At 51.1% G+C, this 16,700-nt stretch carries 13 protein-coding genes; 8 read left to right on the top strand and 5 right to left on the bottom strand.

Features of this window, described 5'->3' with window-relative positions; translation table 11 throughout:
• The first annotated feature begins 5 nt into the window (after window positions 1-5).
• Window positions 6-2,384, top strand: a complete 2,379-nt coding sequence (locus tag HBA55_RS37985) for an EAL domain-containing protein (protein ID WP_166987432.1) — start codon at window positions 6-8, stop codon at window positions 2,382-2,384.
• Between the two features lie 95 nt (window positions 2,385-2,479).
• On the opposite strand, the gene HBA55_RS04085 is transcribed toward HBA55_RS37985, so the two are convergent.
• Entirely contained in the window at window positions 2,480-4,318 is a 1,839-nt protein-coding gene (locus HBA55_RS04085) for a carboxylesterase/lipase family protein (protein ID WP_166987429.1), read from the bottom strand.
• Window positions 4,319-4,609: 291 nt separating this feature from the next.
• Complete coding sequence (locus HBA55_RS04080) at window positions 4,610-5,500, bottom strand: LysR family transcriptional regulator (protein WP_166987426.1); 891 nt, start codon at window positions 5,498-5,500, stop codon at window positions 4,610-4,612.
• Between the two features lie 93 nt (window positions 5,501-5,593).
• Between HBA55_RS04080 and HBA55_RS04075 the strand changes: the two genes are divergently transcribed.
• The 7 genes from HBA55_RS04075 to HBA55_RS04045 all read left to right on the top strand — a co-directional run bounded on the left by HBA55_RS04075 (window position 5,594) and on the right by HBA55_RS04045 (window position 12,489).
• Entirely contained in the window at window positions 5,594-6,286 is a 693-nt protein-coding gene (locus HBA55_RS04075) for a MotA/TolQ/ExbB proton channel family protein (protein ID WP_206019506.1), read from the top strand.
• A 12-nt stretch (window positions 6,287-6,298) separates the two neighbouring features.
• A complete protein-coding gene (locus HBA55_RS04070) occupies window positions 6,299-6,736 on the top strand; it encodes an ExbD/TolR family protein (RefSeq protein WP_166987423.1) in 438 nt (145 codons plus the stop codon).
• A complete protein-coding gene (locus HBA55_RS04065) occupies window positions 6,726-7,157 on the top strand; it encodes an ExbD/TolR family protein (RefSeq protein WP_166987420.1) in 432 nt (143 codons plus the stop codon). The genes HBA55_RS04070 and HBA55_RS04065 overlap by 11 nt, the downstream gene beginning before the upstream one ends.
• A 101-nt stretch (window positions 7,158-7,258) precedes the next feature.
• Window positions 7,259-8,005, top strand: a complete 747-nt coding sequence (locus tag HBA55_RS04060; RefSeq protein WP_166987418.1) for an energy transducer TonB — start codon at window positions 7,259-7,261, stop codon at window positions 8,003-8,005.
• A gap of 209 nt (window positions 8,006-8,214) precedes the next feature.
• Complete coding sequence (locus HBA55_RS04055) at window positions 8,215-10,542, top strand: TonB-dependent receptor (protein ID WP_166987415.1); 2,328 nt, start codon at window positions 8,215-8,217, stop codon at window positions 10,540-10,542.
• A gap of 148 nt (window positions 10,543-10,690) precedes the next feature.
• Complete coding sequence (locus HBA55_RS04050; protein WP_166987412.1) at window positions 10,691-11,800, top strand: alpha-hydroxy acid oxidase; 1,110 nt, start codon at window positions 10,691-10,693, stop codon at window positions 11,798-11,800.
• 8 nt (window positions 11,801-11,808) lie between these two features.
• Complete coding sequence (locus HBA55_RS04045) at window positions 11,809-12,489, top strand: Fe2+-dependent dioxygenase (protein WP_166987409.1); 681 nt, start codon at window positions 11,809-11,811, stop codon at window positions 12,487-12,489.
• A gap of 240 nt (window positions 12,490-12,729) precedes the next feature.
• Here the strand turns inward: HBA55_RS04045 and HBA55_RS04040 are convergent, their stop codons facing one another.
• The 3 genes from HBA55_RS04040 to HBA55_RS04030 all read right to left on the bottom strand — a co-directional run bounded on the left by HBA55_RS04040 (window position 12,730) and on the right by HBA55_RS04030 (window position 16,684).
• Window positions 12,730-12,978, bottom strand: coding sequence for a nuclear transport factor 2 family protein (locus HBA55_RS04040; protein ID WP_206019505.1), 249 nt, complete (start codon window positions 12,976-12,978; stop codon window positions 12,730-12,732).
• Window positions 12,979-13,512: 534 nt separating this feature from the next.
• Complete coding sequence (locus HBA55_RS04035; protein ID WP_166987406.1) at window positions 13,513-14,271, bottom strand: SDR family NAD(P)-dependent oxidoreductase; 759 nt, start codon at window positions 14,269-14,271, stop codon at window positions 13,513-13,515.
• 40 nt (window positions 14,272-14,311) lie between these two features.
• A complete protein-coding gene (locus tag HBA55_RS04030; protein WP_166987403.1) occupies window positions 14,312-16,684 on the bottom strand; it encodes a xanthine dehydrogenase family protein molybdopterin-binding subunit in 2,373 nt (790 codons plus the stop codon).
• Between the last annotated feature and the right edge of the window lie 16 nt (window positions 16,685-16,700).

The raw sequence follows: 16,700 nt of genomic DNA, 5'->3' as shown, positions 1-16,700 counted from the left end.
TGTCTGTGGTTACCTTTATTCAGACGTATACGAAAGCCTCACAAACCGAAGAGGCGAGGGAGCTGCGAGCCGCATGGCTGTTTAAGCTCAATACTGCACACCAGACCGCATATTCAATTTCTGACCTTATCGTCAAAGACGAAATAACCAAACGTTATTATAGGAACGAGGAAAACACCAAGGATTCCCGCCTGCATATGATGTTCTCCAACTATATTGCGGATCTTATCAACGTTTTCCCGGATGTTGCTGAAATCAGCCTCTATCTGGCGGATGGTCAAGAAGATATTCGGGTGGCCTTTGACGTTTCCAATAAAGAAGAAATACAGAGAAGTGAAATAATTTCCCGCATTTTTGAGAAACCACATCATGACGTTATAAACATTGAGATCCATGAAGACTTTGAAGCCCCGGTGTTGAGGTTCTATCGAGGCATTGAAATGCTGAGCGAGATCAAATCACCGCAAAGGCCCGTCATGCAGACCGTTGCAACAGTCCGTATGACTCTTTTATTGGATCAGGTATTCTCTTCATCGACTCCCTTACCAGCCAGTCAGCTGGGCCCCATGTTAATAGACGACAGCGGCAAGCTTCTATATTCAAGCGCGCCGGAAGCGTTATCAGAAGAGTTCCGTACCCAAGCGATGAATGCCACACAGGGCATATTCACCGTTGACGGCAAGTCATGGTTTGTGGATCGCTATGAATGGCGACCCGGAATACTGTTGTTATCCATTCTGGAACTGGACGCTCTGAGTTCCGACATCGCCGAGGCTATGATTGCTCTTTCCTTTTCAGGTCTGCTGGTGTTACTGCTGTTACCCTTGGCTCTGGGCCTGCTCTTCCGCCACATGGTACTGTTACCACTATACTCATTGGTTCGCGCCGCTGATGACACCGAAAGCGATATCGATTCCAAACACCTGAACAGAGATGATGAAATCGGCATATTGCTCAAGGCCTTTGCTTCCATGCGAAAGAGCCTCATCCAGCAAAACCTGGCACTGCGCAATCAAGTGTACAAGGATGGTCTGACCGGGCTTCCCAACCGCAATGCATTACCCCATATCCTCGAAGAAAGTGCTAAACGCAGCCGCAAGTTAAAGATTGAGCTGGCGTTGATGTTTCTGGACCTGGATGGATTCAAGCAGGTTAACGATGCCCACGGTCATTCCAGTGGTGATCTGCTTCTAAAACTGGTTGCAGAACGGGTATCCGGGCAACTGCGCAACAATGACCAGCTGTACCATTTCCTGGATGACGAAATGAGTCTGGAAGCCAGCCTGGTACGCCTAGGCGGGGACGAATTCACGGTTGTTCTGCCCGATATCCGCAGCCGGTCCAATGCCCGAAAAGTCGCACACCGCATAATCTCCAGCATGGAGTCACCCTTTGACTTAGAGGGTGCAGAAGTATTTGTTGGATGCAGCATTGGAATATCCCTGTTTCCCTCTGATACCGCCGACCTGGAAGAACTCATTCAGTTTGCTGACGCTGCCATGTATGAAGCCAAACGGCGAGGAAAGATGCAGGCGGTTCTGTATGACGGCACCATGCATAACTCTGAAATGGCGCAGATGGAGATCAGCAAGGTACTTCATCACGCCGTGACCAACGATGAAGTGGAGTCCTGGTTTCAACCCAAGATCGATCCAGTGACCAATCAAATACATGGCTTCGAAGCACTTGCCCGAATTCAATCCAAGAAATTTGGTTTCATTTCTCCGGCGAAATTTATCCCAATCGCCGAGCGCAGCCCTATGATTGATGTGATAACACTTCGCTGTCTGGAAAACTGTTGTCGTCTTCAGAAGCATCTGGAAATTGAATTTGAAGAGTGTTTTCAGATGTCTCTGAATCTGTCTCCGCGTCAGTTCTCCAATCGAGAGTTGTTTGAACAACTGAACGAAACCGTTCAACGTTATGATGTGGATCCCAAAAGTATTGAATTCGAGGTAACTGAAACGAGCATTATGGAATACAAGGATTTGGGCAAAGACCTTTTGAAAACCCTTAAAGGTTTCGGTTTCAAGACTTCGCTCGATGACTTCGGCACCGGCTATTCTTCGTTAGGACACCTACATGATTTCCCGGTTGATTCCTTGAAAATCGACAGGCTGTTTTTTGAGAACATCGAAGACCGGGCATCCCAGAGTATTCTTGAATCGGTTTTGCAGTTAGCCAGAAATCTGAACCTGACTGTGGTTGCAGAGGGTATAGAAACCGCAGAACAAATGAAGTATGTGCAGGATCGTGAAGTGGATTTAGTACAAGGGTATATCTATTCCAGGCCACTGCAACAATCGGATGTGATTGAATTTGTCAGATTGTTCAAACAGACCCAAAATCTGAAACCGATTGTCAACGCGACAGTGGATCCGTAATCCCTATCGCGGAAACATGGCTTATCCACTACGGCACTTTTCGATATCTGTTGCTTTGTCTTTGCAGCATTTGGAAGCCGCTCAACACCGAGCCCTCAATCAATAAGCACCCAGCCCTCATTGGGCGGGTATTGACTGCAGTCATATTGTGCAGCCTTTAGGTTTTCCGGCGCGAAATAATCGGCCCCAGTAAACAACCGATTATATACCGCACAATAGACCGCCTCAGATTTAAAAGTCGTATCTGCCAGCAGGCGCTGCTGAAGATCTTCTATCGATAGCTGATCGGATACCATCCGTGTTCCTGCATCCGACTCCGTATCGAAAACCATTAATCGCAAGGCGGACGGATGTTCTTTACTCCAGGGCTTCCAATCTGCCAGTTCGGAGGCGCGCCCCTTGCCCGGCGACCCGGAATAAGCAAATTCAGCCCAGTAGGACATCATTTGATCGGAAACCTTATCAAACTCACTCTGCATGGAGTCCGGCAGTAAGACCCGCAGGAATTTACTGAAGTTGCCAAACACAAAGGGAATTTCCAGTGCGTGAGCGGCTCCAAACAGGTCTCTGAAGTCCAAAAAGCCCAAATCACGCAAGTCATCAACATCAAATCGATAAGCATACACATTGTATCCCTGGGCTGCAGTCATGGTATTCGCCAAATCATCGACACCAAAGATTTTCCAAAGCGCTGAGGAGTAGTAACTTTTGCGGTTGTACCTCGGCAGGTTATTGAAGCCGGTGGGGTAGCCAAATGTCCGATCGACACTGTCATCGCTAAATGCCATCATGGTTTTGGTTTCATCGCGATTACTGCCGAGAATGATGGGTACTGCGTTGTAATTATCCGCGTCGGTGAACATTTCAGCGCCATTTCTTCCCGCAGGAAGCACATAGCCATCTCCAAACAGAGCGGGACTGCCTAGCATACTGCCCTCAGTGGAGGAGTAGAGATCAATGATTTCTTTGGCATTCAGGCTGCGCATGAACTTTTCCAGCTCGTCGGCATTCATGCCATCTTGATGACGCTTGGCGGCCTCGCGATCCGCAGCCAAGCCTCTCTGTATCAGCGCAAGATTGACCACTTCTTTTGAGCTGAATATGTGCCCAGGCTCAGCCGCATCCTTATAGTTCTCAGCCCGCTCAACCGAGTGTATGTCCAGGCCACCGCTTTGCGAGATGGCCCGATGAAACAACCCCTTGGCCAACGGCGAGGCCATCATACTTAGGGTATTAAAGCCTCCCGCAGACTCTCCATAGACCGTCACATTATTGGGGTTACCGCCGAATTGGGCGATGTTGCGATTCACCCATTTCAAAGCCTGAATAATGTCAAGTGTGCCAAAGTTACCGGAGGCATCTTCCGGGCTCACTCCTTCAGCCTGAAGCGCAGAGTGATAGAACCAACCAAAAGGACCGACGCGATAGTTAATACTGACAATGACAAGATTGTGTTTTTGACTGATGTAAGAACCATCATAAAGAGAGATGCCTGCCTGCCCGGTGCTGTTACCGCCGCCATGTATCCAGAACATAACCGGAAGGCCCTGTGGGCTTTTACCATCGGCGCCACTGGGTGACCAGATATTAATAAACAGGCAGTCTTCATTGCCAATGACTTCATGACCGCTGGAGCGCTGCATACAGGGCTCGCCAAAATGGAGCGCTTGTTTCTGGTTTTGCCACCGTTTTGCAGGTCGAGGCGCTTTCCAGCGCAGCTCGCCAACGGGCGATGCCGCGTAGGGAATACCGAGCCAGGTCGACACATCATTGCTCGTAAATCCGATAACTTCTCCAGAATCCAGTTGCCGTACGGTTGACTGATCCACCATCCGCTCGCTCTCGGTCTCTGGCGCCAAATAGTTGATGAGTGTGCCGACACCAGCTATCACCAGCAGTACAAGAGCCACGAAACAATAGAGCACTTTCTTCATTGTGATTTCCTTTGATTTTATTATTGTTGCATCCGGCAAGAGGCCATCGAGTTAATTTCTAAACTTTAACGCAATAGCAGGGTAAGAAAGGAATCTCCAAAAATGACAAAAAGTTGCCTCCGCCGATCAAACCGGTGTAACGGCCGCCAACCCTGGTTAAGTTTTGTTAAATCGCTGCTCGACCGTTTCGCTAAGGACTCTGAACAGATTTTAACTGTTGAAGGTATTGGCCGGTAAAAGGCACCTGGTTTCAACCAGGCTTCTTGTCATAAACCAGACGGGTATTCAGTATTAACCCTGGGCAATTTCCTGCAACAGTTGAATCATCCACTGGTGCTTGGGGGAGCCATGATTACGCTGATGCCAACACAGATGAATATAGAAGGGATGGCTGGTTCCAGGCACGCGACAGCTGGAGAAGCCCGACATCAGGGTCAACTTTTCCGGTAAAGGCGCCAGCATATTTGTTCCTTTCAGAAATTGTGGCACACCAGAGATGGAATTCACCACAACCTTGGCCTTGATATCGTGACCCTTTACCGGCGACAAGAAGCGACGAATATAACCTGTCACCGGATCGTGGAGGATGTCCGGTATAACGTAATCCGCCTCCAGAAAGTCACTGGCTGCGCGTGGAGCTTCGCGTGCCGACGAATCATAAAAAATGGCATAGAAATCACGCATCAATTCAATATTGTGAATTTCGCCCTTTTCTGGTGGCGTAGGGGCCAACACCAGGTCGATAGTTTCATCCCGAAGCAACTCCAGTGGATCAAATGGGTTGGATACGATACGCAGCCGCAAATCAGGCGCCTGCAGTCGCAGGATTCGCAAGAAATCCGGCAATAACCTGTCACGCTGGTACTCATTGGCGCCAATGACAATTTCACCACTGGCAGTCGCCGGATCGAACTCAGCAACGGGAACCAGCCCCTCCATCAATGTCATGACCTCTCGCACCCGCCCCACAATACTCAATGCATGATGTGTCGCTTTGATACTTCGTCCCGACCGCACAAACAAAGGATCACCGAGCTCTTTTCGTAGACGGTTTAACGCATGGCTAACCGTCGACTGGCCCACTCCCAAAGCTTCTGCGGTTTTAGTGAGAGACAGGGTATCCGCCAGGGAGAGGAACAGTTTGAGCTGTCGGGCATCCAGCGAAGTATCAAATTCTTTCATGATAACTATGAATCAAATGCTATTTATTAATGATAAGGTTCGAATGATAATGTGAATGATAACGATTATCAATTGATTGTTTGGAGAAATCCCTTGCTCGAAGCCATTACCACACTGATTACGACTGGAGGCCCTATCGTGGCTCTGCTGGTCATGATGTCCATCTTTGTGATGACACTTGGCATTATCAAGATGGTCCAACTGGCCCACGCCCACCTGCTGTTGTCAACGGCGGAGAGTTTCACGACAGCCTTCCTGTTTCATTGGCGCAAAGAAGAATTTGAGTCTGCCCGCAGCTGTTTGGATACACAGAAACACCCTCAAGCAATGCTTCTGGCGCACGCCAGCAAAATGATTTTGGCCGAACAACTCTCAGGCCAAGCCCTGCAAGACGAGTTACAGCGCTACGGCGCCAAGCTGATTAATGGTCTGCGAAGCTACCTCCGCCCGATTGAGGTGGTCGCCACTCTGGCTCCGCTTATCGGTCTGCTTGGCACGGTGATGGGCATGATTGAGGCATTCCAGGCCATGGAGGCCGCCGGTAAACAGGTTGACCCCTCGGTACTTTCGGGAGGTATCTGGCAAGCTCTACTCACCACCGCTATTGGTCTGGTGGTAGCGATACCAGCCACTCTGATTCACAGCTGGTTTGAACGTAAAGTCGAAACCTGCGGCCAGGGCATGGGGGACAGTCTGGCTCGTTTATTAACATTGGTTGCCAGACAGCAGAGCAGTCTGGAGCCACAACCCGCCGTATCCCAGCGCTACCCCAAAGCCATCTCTTAAGAACCCTGTCCTATGGAATTCAATAATGGTTTTGCGCCCACGGGGCATAAGCATTCCCCCATTGGGCTGACCTCCTTGATTGACGTGGTTTTTATCCTGTTACTGTTTTTTATGCTGACCTCGACTTTCTCACCCTTGAGCGCCCTTAAACTGGCGCCAGTCAATACCGGCGCAACCGAACATCTGCCGGACACCGAGCCTTTGGTGATACGGGTAATCAATGGTGATCAATGGCGCATAAAAAGCGCAGTAGTTAACTATGCCGGCAACAGTAACTCACACCTGAATCAATTACTGCAACAAGCGATCGGCAACCAAGCTGCCGTACTGGTTCATGCCGAAACCACCGCCAGCATTCAACATCTGGTGACGTCTCTGTCGTACCTGGAAAAGCAAGGCGTAAAAAAACTCAATATCGGTGAATCCACGGAATCCAGTAATGTTGAATAATCAGGCTTCTCCCTATGTTTCTGCATCGCGGCGGGCCGTCGATGACAGCAATATGATTCCGCTGATTAACATTGTGTTTTTATTGCTGATCTTTTTCATGGTGGCGGGCACTATCGCCAGTAGAGATGCGGCGCCATTTGATGCCCCCCACTCTCAGGCAACAACGGTACCACTGCTCGAAACAACCAGCATTGTTCTCGCCGCTGATCGCAGCTTGTGGCTTGATGATCAGTCATGGGGAGCACTAGATGAGCTGACCGCCTACGACTGGCGACAGTTGCAAAATCAGTTGGCAGAAAAAAGGAGTATTCTGTTAAAAGCCGATGCCAATCTCCCGGCAACAACGCTGGATCCGTTGCTGAAACACCTTCGTGCCAGCGGCCTTGGAAACATCCAACTGGCAGTAGATCAAACGCCGTGAACATTTCCGGGCCCCAAAAACTCTCTGCATTGGTGACGGCAGCGCTGATTCACTTTGCTTTTGCGTTTGTATTTCTCGATCACACACCTGTGGATGGAGCAATGGGTGAAGGCGAAGGCGGAATATCCGTAGGTCTGGGTATGGCCGGCTCCTACGCGGATGCTGCAGAACAAGATAAAGCACTAAAGACCCAAGCCACACCCAGCAGCGAGCCTGTGCCTAAAGCCGATAACAACCTGAAGCAAGCAGTCGTCGCGGATCGACAGGCACTAACAGAGCAAAGCGCCCAGCCCATTGCAACATCCGAGCTGGCTACTGATGAGTCGACAACAATTAAGCCGGATATCGCCACTCAACACATACAGCAAGCTGTCACACAGACAGAAGATATTGCCGAAGTTAAAGACATTGTCGATATTAATGAGACAACTTCATCCGGGCAAGAATCAGAAACAGATATCCTGCGCAGCAACGACGAGAGAACTCACACGTCAAAAGCCATGCAAAAAGCCAGTGGCTCTGGCGACTCGGCCCGCAGTGGTGGACGCGCTGGTGACATACAGGGCTATTTTTCTGAATTGATGAGCTGGCTGAACCAGCACAAAGATTACCCCCCTGAACTAAAAAAGGAAAAGCAGCAGGGAACGGTGGTTATCAAATTTACTATCGCTAGAGACGGGCAAGTCCTGAGTTCAAAAATAAAGAAAAGCTCCGGCATTGCGGCACTGGATCAAGCGGCACTGCGTATGCTGGAAAAGGCCAATCCCCTGCCTGCGGTGCCAGATAAGATGCAACGCCAAAAATTAACCCTGGCTATTCCGATTGATTATTCGCTGCGAACCAAGTAACCAAGTAACCAAGAGATCATCTTTCGAAACCATTATCTTTGAACCGTAATTAGCAAACAATTTTGAACTGGTAAAACAAAGCAGCCTTGAGCTGTTGTTAACAAATAGCCTTGAGCTGACGTTAACAGATAGCCTTGAGCTGTTATTCACAAATCGCCTAGGACTGGAATGGACAAGAGTTCTAAGCCACAACTTTAAGAGGAACCACTATGAGTCAACGCTCTGTTAAAAAGCCCAAATTACTGCGGAGTCACTTCGACACCCAGATCGATTTACCTAAAAGTGCTTTGGCGCTTGGACTATCAACCGTATTGGGCAGTGCCACGGTGATTGCACAAGAGGAAGAAGAAACCATTCTTCTTGATCGCCTCAGCATTGAAGATCGTACCATCGACTCCAATCCCTATGCGGAGCCGGGCGCTCCCTATAAAGCCAAGTTCTCCGGTGACAAGCGTCGAGTAAAAGAGCTGGCGGATACGCCCGCCACTATCAGCGTATTGACTCAGACTCAGATTAAGGAATCAGGTAAAACTGATCTGCGCGACGTGCTGGCAGCACAACCCGGTATTACTCTTGGGACTGGTGAAAACGGCAATGCCTTTGGCGATCGCTACATTATTCGCGGCCACGAAGCCAGAAGTGATGTCTTTGTTGACGGTCTGCGAGACCCCGGCATGACCACACGTGAAAGCTTTGCCACTGAGCAGATTGAAATCACCAAGGGCCCCAGCTCCACCTTTGCAGGCCGCGGCTCTACCGGTGGTGCAGTCAATAGCATCACTAAACAAGCCAGCACCGAATACGACTTTACCAAAGCCGAATTCGGCGCAGGTACCGACAGTTATCGCCGCTTTACCCTCGACAGCAACCAGAAAATCACCGAGGATCTGGCCGTTAGAGTCAACTTTCTGCATTCATACGAAGAAGTGCCCGAGCGTGAAGAAGCCGATAAGGCCCGTGACGGTGTCGCCTTATCGGCAACTTATAAAGCCACCGATAAACTGACGCTGACTGCCGACTATTACACACTGGAAGCAGAAGACTCCCCTGACATGGGTACCTACATTGTTTCCGGCGGAAAACCCGTTAAGGATATTCCTGTATATCTGCAAAAACAGGACTTCTTGGATTCCGACGTAGAAACCTTCACCTTCCGCGCCAGCTACCAGGCCAGCGACAATCTGCGTGTCGACAACACCACTCGCTATGGCACTACCGATAATGGCTACGTCGTTACCGGCGCACGAGGTGATGACCGAGAGGCCAGTGACCCTATTGCACCAGGGGCGGCCACCATTGGGCTAAGTACGCATCAGGGTTGGCAGGACGTTGAATACTTTGTTAACCAAACCAATATTTACTTCGACACTCCCCTGTTGGGCATGCAGCACCAGTTCCTGTTCAGTGCCGAATATTCAGATCTGAAGGTTACCAACGGCGTATACAATGTGGAAAATACCGGTGACAGCAACTGCGTCGCTGGTAGATACACCCACTGCTTGCTTGATGGCAACGGCAATCCCGTGGCTAATATCGACACATTGCTCGGACGCAATATTACCCGCGGTGATGAAGACTCCGATTACCAGGTTAAAACCACGTCGCTGTCGATTATGGATACCATCACCATTAATGATCAATGGGAAGTCTTTGCCGGTATTCGAGCTGATAGATTCGATTACGAAAACGTAACCGATGTCTGGAGCAGAGCCACCGGTTCCTGGGTACAGACCCCAGATGTCAGCTTTAGTTACGACGATACCATCTGGAATGGTCACTTGGGTACTGTTTTCAAGATTAACGAAGACGCCAATGTCTACCTGACCTACAGCACTTCCTCCAACATTAATGGTGGAGAGTCCGATGTGGGCAGCAGCTGTGGTTACGGTGGTCTCTGTGGTGATCCCGACCAGGTGACCAACAGTGATCCCGAATCCACTGAGAATGTCGAGTTGGGTACCAAGTGGAACCTGATGGACAACAAACTGTTGTTCACCGCAGCAGTATTCCAGATCACCAAAAAAGATGTGATGGAAAGTGTTGGCAGCAGCTATGAAACGCTCGGCACCCTGAACACTGGCAAAAACCGGGTTAAAGGTTTTGAAATTGGCTTGAGTGGTAATATTACCGACAAGCTCAGCACCCAATTTGGTCTGACCATGATGGATTCTGAGGTACTGGACTCGTTTGAGCCTGAAAATGAAGGCGAGCGCCTGGGTAACTTTGCCGATGACAGCGCTTTCTTACAGCTGCGCTATCAATTGACCGACAAACTGGCACTGGGAGGCACAGCCACCTATTCCAGTAAGATGTATGCAGGCCAACCCGATGCCGCAGCCGGCACCAGCTACGAAATCCCCAGTTACACGGTATTCGATCTGTTTGCCACTTATGAGTTCAGCGACAAGCTCAACGCTCGTCTGAATGTTGGCAATGTTACGGATAAAGACTACTACCTGGCGTCTTATCGCAGTGGTGCCTTTACCTACATGGGTGATGCCCGTAACGCTCAGCTGACGGTGAGTTATGAGTTTTAGGAAACAGTAGCTCTTCAACAAATTCCGTAAAGAGCTCATTGGGAAACTCCAATGGTAGAGCGGCCCGGAGATTCTTGACCCGGGTCGCTCTGCTCTTTTTGTATGAAGAATTTTTTGAAATACGACGACTTTCTTGTACGTGATGACCATGTCTTATCCCATACACCGAAAAATAAACACTATTCCCAGCGATCTTGTTTCCCTGGACGACTATGAAAGACTGGCCATCGATTTTATGCCTTCGCCGGTTTATGAATACATCCGCAGCGGCGGCGGCGATGAAACCACACTGAAACAAAACCGTTCTGCTTTCTCCAAAATCAGCCTATATGGTCGTATTTTGGTTGATTTTGAGCAGGCTACGACCAAGACCGAACTCTTGGGTCAGAAATTCAGACACCCGGTTCTGTTGGCGCCAGTTGCCCATCAAGGATTGGTTCACTGCGAAGGCGAAATCGCTACCTCAGAAGCCGCTCACGCAATGGAGACCGGCTTGATAACCAGCACGCTGGCATCAAAGGAGCTGGAACACATAGCCGAAAAAACTGACTCACCAAAATGGTTTCAGCTATATTTTCAGTCCAATCGTGCTGAAACGCTCGCTCTGGTAAGACGTGCCGAAACGGCTGGCTATAGTGCTTTGATAGTGACCCTAGACGTCCCGATTAATGGCCTGCGCAATCACATACAGCGCTCTGGCTTTCAATTACCAGCCAACCTGCAATCAATCCAGCCCAGCAGTCGAAACCTGCCGCCTAAAGAGTTAACTCCCGAACAGAGTATTATCTTTCAAGGTATTATGAGCGAAGCCCCAGGCTGGCAGGATATTCACTGGCTGCAGGAGCAAACTCAACTGCCACTGGTGATTAAAGGTATCACCCATCCCCAGGATGCACGTATGGCCATCGATGCGGGGGTTAAAGGCATCGTTGTCTCCAATCATGGTGGCCGCGGCCTGGACTCATTACCAGCAACCATTGAGCTGCTGCCGATCATACGCAAAGCAGTTGGCGATGATTTTACGCTGCTGCTCGACGGTGGTATTCGCCGCGGTACCGATGTGTTTAAAGCACTGGCACTGGGGGCAGATGCCGTTCTTGTTGGTCGACCACAGGTTTATGCGCTCGCCATAGCGGGAGCCCTGGGTGTGGCCCATATGCTTAAAGTTCTGCGGCATGAACTGGAAGTAACTATGGCGCTTTGTGGCTGTCCCACCCTCGCAGACATTAATAGCGACTGCCTGTTTTCCGGAGTATAGATAAGAAGATGCTTATAGTTATTGAAAAGGTGTTTACTCAAGAAGAGGTGAACTTATTTCGACAGCACCTGGATGTCGGCCAGTGGCAAGACGGGAAGCTAACGGCTGGTTCTCAAGCCATTCAGGCCAAAACCAACTTGCAACTGGATGATCACTGTCAATCCGTTCAAGCATTGGGTCACGAAATACTCAAGCGCCTGGGGCAAAATTCAAAGTTTATTACAGCTGCGCTGGCTGACAAAATCTATCCACCCAAATTCAACAAATACCAGAATGGAGGCCAATACGGTACTCATGTAGACAGTGCCGTAATGACGATACCCGGCTCCAATGAATTGATCCGAACAGACTTATCCGCCACACTGTTCTTTTCAAGGCCAGAAGAATACGAAGGAGGGGTTCTTACCATTGAAACCGATTTTGGTGCGCAGGAAGTCAAGCTTAATGCTGGAGATCTGGTGCTCTATCCTTCCAGCAGTCTGCATCAGGTGACACCTGTAACCAGTGGACAACGTGTATCCGCTTTTTTCTGGATACAGAGTATGATTCGCGATCACAACCTGCGAGCCATGCTGTATGACCTGGATCAAACCATCCAATCACTCACCGCTAAACTTGGCGCAGACGCGCCGGAAGTGCTGAAGCTTTCATCGGTGTATCACAATCTGCTACGGAATAAGGCCCTTTGACTAACGCGAAAGCGCTGTTCGGCATCAGTTACCGATTTATCAAAGGGCTTCAGGGCTCCATCTGCACGTCCAATTAACAACACTTCTTACCTGCTCAACGCCGAGACCTTTCTCAGGCAATCCCTGCCGGAATCGAAACAAGGGTATCACTCCAAACTTTATTTGAACGACGAGATTGCCAAGTGCGGTTTTTCTGAGGATGAGAGCCAGGTTAGCATTTTGGATGGAACTGGCGAACAGTTAAAATACCCCATTTGAATTGCGGATATTGCCACCACTGAGCAGTGAGTAGAATCGCATAAAGCCATCAAGGGCTTGAATAGAGTCCCAATGCTCGACAATCCTTCCATTTTCAAGGCGCCAAGTATCGACAATGTTCATGCCTTTTTGGTCATTTCCTCTGTCTTCTTTATTCAAAGTAGCATGGGAATGGAAGATAACATGATCCCCGTCAACGTAGAATCCGGAAAAGCGGGTATTTGAAAACAATGACGAATGTCCCATTCGGGATGTTGTGGCACAGATCGGTGACAAATGGTCGGTGCTTATTAGCTGTGCAGAAAGCCCATATTCGGATCCGTAATTTATGGAATCCTAGATGCGCATTGCGGGGAAGGATGCAGCAGTGAGATGCCTCACTGATCGGAATCCACAGTATTTTTGCGAAGCTGCTTTGGCGTCTCGCCATACCTGGACACACAGGTGCGGGTAAAGTTGGAGGCATCCTGATAACCCATAATCGAAACGCGTTTTTTGCAACTCTACAGCGCAGATTCCCAAATGTCCTCCACATAAAACTTAGACACCGCGTCGCAAAATTCGGCAGGAATAAGGATACTTTAATGGTTTTGATGGTCGTGAATGTCGCCGGGAACTGTTGCTGAATGCGCTCACTGTAGCTTGGCTCGCCGCCGCGATAAAGCAGCGATACTCGGGGTTGTGATTAAGGCCCAACCCCGCTTCGCTGACGGCATAGCCATTGCGATTGCTTAAGATAACCTCCGTCATATCGCAGCAGTGGGCTTAACCCACCATACTATAACCGCCACTGACGCTGACCACCTGACCGGTCACCCAGCTGGTGGCATCAGAGGTAAGAAACACCACGGTTGGTGCCACATCCTGCGGAAAGCCCATGCGACGCAGTGGATACTGGCGCTCGATCTTGGCGCGGTTTTGCTCCAGCCACTCCTTATCGCTGTGAGAGGTTTCCAACATGCCAAAGGCCACCACATTGGCGCGGACGTTAAAACGCCCCAGCTCTTTGGCCAGCGACTTGGTAAAAGCCATGGCAGAGCCGCCGGTGGCAGCCTTAACGGACAGGTAAGCCTCGCCGACTCTGGCGGAGTCACCGACGATATTCACAATGCGACCGTCTTTCTGCGCCTGCATCACCTGGGAGGCGGCGTGGCAGGCGTTGATGATGCCGTAATGGCAGACGTCCGTCTGTTTCTTCCATTGATCCGGATCACTTTCGGTAAAGCGTTTTTGGATCACCAAACCGGCGTTATTGACCAGAATGTTCAGCGCACCGTGATCGGCAACCACCTGGTCCACCATGGCCTTGACCTGCTCGTAGTCAGTCACGTCTGCCTGATAAGCAAACGCTTTGCCGCCTTTGTTGGTGATTTCATCCACCAGCGCATTGGCTTCGTCCGCGCTGCCTCGATAGTTGATGGCTACCGTGGCGCCCTCGGCCGCCAGCGTACGGGAAATTTCTCCGCCCACATCGCGGGCACCACCGGTGACCAGAGCCACCTTACCTTCCAGACCTAATTGCATAGTTGTCTCCAAAAGTATCTGTACAAATGTTTTAGGGATTTTATTGGTTGGCTTTTGCCGCCTGTACCAGTTCAAAGATTCGCTGTGGGGTTACCGGCAGAGTAGTGACCTGTTGGCCCAGGGGCGCCAGTGCATCGGCGACCGCATTGGCAATGGCTGCGGGGGCTCCGATAGTACCGCCCTCACCCATGCCGCGAACACCACCCAGCGTCTTGGGCTTTTCCAGATCCAGATGGACAACGTCCATTCGCGGAATTTCCGTGGCCGATGGCACCACATAGTCCACCAGACTGGCGGTCAGGTTCTGGCCCTGCTCGTCGTAGATCATTTCTTCGTACAGCGCCGCACCAATGCCCTGGGCAACACCGCCGTGTACCTGTCCGTCCACAATCATGGGGTTCAGCATCTGCCCGCAGTCCTCGGCGACCACGTATTTATCCACCTTGACCTTGAAGGTGTCCGGGTCGATTTCCACCAACGCTATGTGAGTCGCCGACGAGGTGGTCCCCCATTCCGGGTCGTACATTTGGGTGGCGGACAGCTCGCCAATCTCGTTGCGGATAGGTGCGGGGATAAGACCCATTTGGGAGTAGTAGGCCTTCGCCAGGTCCTTGAACGTGAGTTTCTCGTCCGAACCCGGTCCTGAGAAAACCCCGTCGCGGATCAAGATATCCTCGGCACTGGAGCTGAGCAAAATGGCCGCTACCGCCTTCAACTTCTGGTCCAATGCCCGACAGGCCAGTATGGCCGCGCCGGCTCCCAACACAGCACCCCGGCTGGCGTAGGAGCCCGTGCTGTGACTGACCGCGGCACTGTCGCCCTGCAGAATACGTATCTGGCTGATTTCAACGTTAAGTTCATCCGCGACTACCTGTGCCAGCGAAGTTTCCAGGCCCTGGCCGTAGGAGGTCACACCAAAGCGGGCTGTAATGCCACCGGTTGAGTCAACGCTGATGCTGGCGGTTTCTGTACCGGTATTGATAGGCATGCCGGGGGAGGCGGACAGCCGCGAGCCAATGCCCGTTAACTCCGCAAAACTGGCGATACCTATACCTACCATGCGCCCCTGGGCTCTGGCCTGCGCCTGCGTTCGTCGCAGCCCATCGTAGCCAATCGCCTCACAGGCACCGTTCAAGCCCTGAGTGAAACCGGATTGGTCCCAGACAATGCCGGAGGCCGCTTTATAGGGAAACTCATGAGGCTGCACCAGGTTGCGTTGTCTTATCTCGCGGGGGTCCATCTGCAATTCCCGCGCCGCCATATCCACCAGGCGCTCCATCACAAAGGTAGACACCGGTCGGCCCACACCACGATAAGGACCCGTGGGTGGTTTGGAGGTTGCCACACCCCGCACCCGGCCATGGTAATTTTCAATCTTGTAGGGACCGGGTAAAAAGCTCACTACCTGTACCGGCTCGATGCCGGCCGTCCAGGGGTAAATGGAATAGGCGCCGACATCACCGATGACGTCGGCCCGCAACCCCAGTATCCGACCCTCACGGTCGACAGCAATCTCGGCATCAATGATTTCGTCGAAACCCTGGCTGGTGGAAATCAGGTCTTCAATACGGTCCCCCGTCCACTTAACCGGGCGTTCGAGTTTTTTCGCCAGAATCGGCGCCAACACCTCTTCCGGATAGAGAGAGGTTTTGCCGCCAAATCCACCGCCAACGTCCGGTGCAACCACTCGCAGGTGACTGCCGGGAATGTCGAGCGCATCAACCAGGATGTCTCGAATAATGCCGGGCACCTGGCTGGTGGTATGTAGCGTTAACGCCTGCTCCGCGCTGTTGTACTCCGCCAGATAGGTGCGATTTTCCATCGCCAGCGACGTTTTGCGGGTGAAGCGAAAGCGTTCTTTGATATAAACACTAGCACCGTAAAACGCTTCGTCGACATCACCGCGATTAAACTCCCGCTGTAGAAGCACGTTGGAATCCATCTGCTCGTGCAGCTTTGCCGAGCTGTTTATCAGAGCTTGCTCAGGGTCGGTCACCAACGGCAATTCGTCGTACTCGATCTCCACCAGTGCGGCGGCGTCTTCGGCCAGATAGCGGCTCTCCGCCACCACCGCCACCACCGCTTCGCCCACAAACCGAACCTTGTCAGCGGCCAGAATCTGCATAATGGTGGGTTGATAGTCGCGCATGCGCGATTGGGCCAGTACCGGATTAAATTCGCCTTCGATGTCTTTGGCGGTAAACACCTCTACCACACCGGGACTCGCTTTCGCCGCGCTGGTATCGATGCTGAGGATACGAGCGTGGGAATAGTCGCTGCGCCGAAAGGCGATGTGCAGCATGCCGGCGACCTTGATGTCGTCCACATAACGGCCGCGGCCGGTGAGCAAGCGGGGATCTTCTCGCCGCTTGACTCTGGAACCCACGTATTGGGAAGAATTCGATTCAGGCATTCTTTCGCCCCCCAAT

The sequence above is a fragment of the Pseudomaricurvus alkylphenolicus genome (assembly GCF_011683955.1).
GTDB classification, from domain to species: Bacteria; Pseudomonadota; Gammaproteobacteria; order Pseudomonadales; family Cellvibrionaceae; genus Pseudomaricurvus; species Pseudomaricurvus alkylphenolicus.
Note: the sequence above shows the minus strand (reverse complement) of the source record. Positions and strands in the feature narration are given on the sequence as shown.

Excerpts from the sequence above, each read along its gene's own strand:
- HBA55_RS04085 (WP_166987429.1), bottom strand. The coding sequence starts at position 4,318 with ATGAAGAAAGTGCTCTATTGTTTCGTGGCTCTTGTACTGCTGGTGATA.
- HBA55_RS04080 (WP_166987426.1), bottom strand. The coding sequence starts at position 5,500 with ATGAAAGAATTTGATACTTCGCTGGATGCCCGACAGCTCAAACTGTTC.
- HBA55_RS04070 (WP_166987423.1), top strand. The coding sequence starts at position 6,299 with ATGGAATTCAATAATGGTTTTGCGCCCACGGGGCATAAGCATTCCCCC.
- HBA55_RS04065 (WP_166987420.1), top strand. The coding sequence starts at position 6,726 with ATGTTGAATAATCAGGCTTCTCCCTATGTTTCTGCATCGCGGCGGGCC.
- HBA55_RS04060 (WP_166987418.1), top strand. The coding sequence starts at position 7,259 with ATGGGTGAAGGCGAAGGCGGAATATCCGTAGGTCTGGGTATGGCCGGC.
- HBA55_RS04055 (WP_166987415.1), top strand. The coding sequence starts at position 8,215 with ATGAGTCAACGCTCTGTTAAAAAGCCCAAATTACTGCGGAGTCACTTC.
- HBA55_RS04050 (WP_166987412.1), top strand. The coding sequence starts at position 10,691 with ATGTCTTATCCCATACACCGAAAAATAAACACTATTCCCAGCGATCTT.
- HBA55_RS04045 (WP_166987409.1), top strand. The coding sequence starts at position 11,809 with ATGCTTATAGTTATTGAAAAGGTGTTTACTCAAGAAGAGGTGAACTTA.
- HBA55_RS04035 (WP_166987406.1), bottom strand. The coding sequence starts at position 14,271 with ATGCAATTAGGTCTGGAAGGTAAGGTGGCTCTGGTCACCGGTGGTGCC.
- HBA55_RS04030 (WP_166987403.1), bottom strand. The coding sequence starts at position 16,684 with ATGCCTGAATCGAATTCTTCCCAATACGTGGGTTCCAGAGTCAAGCGG.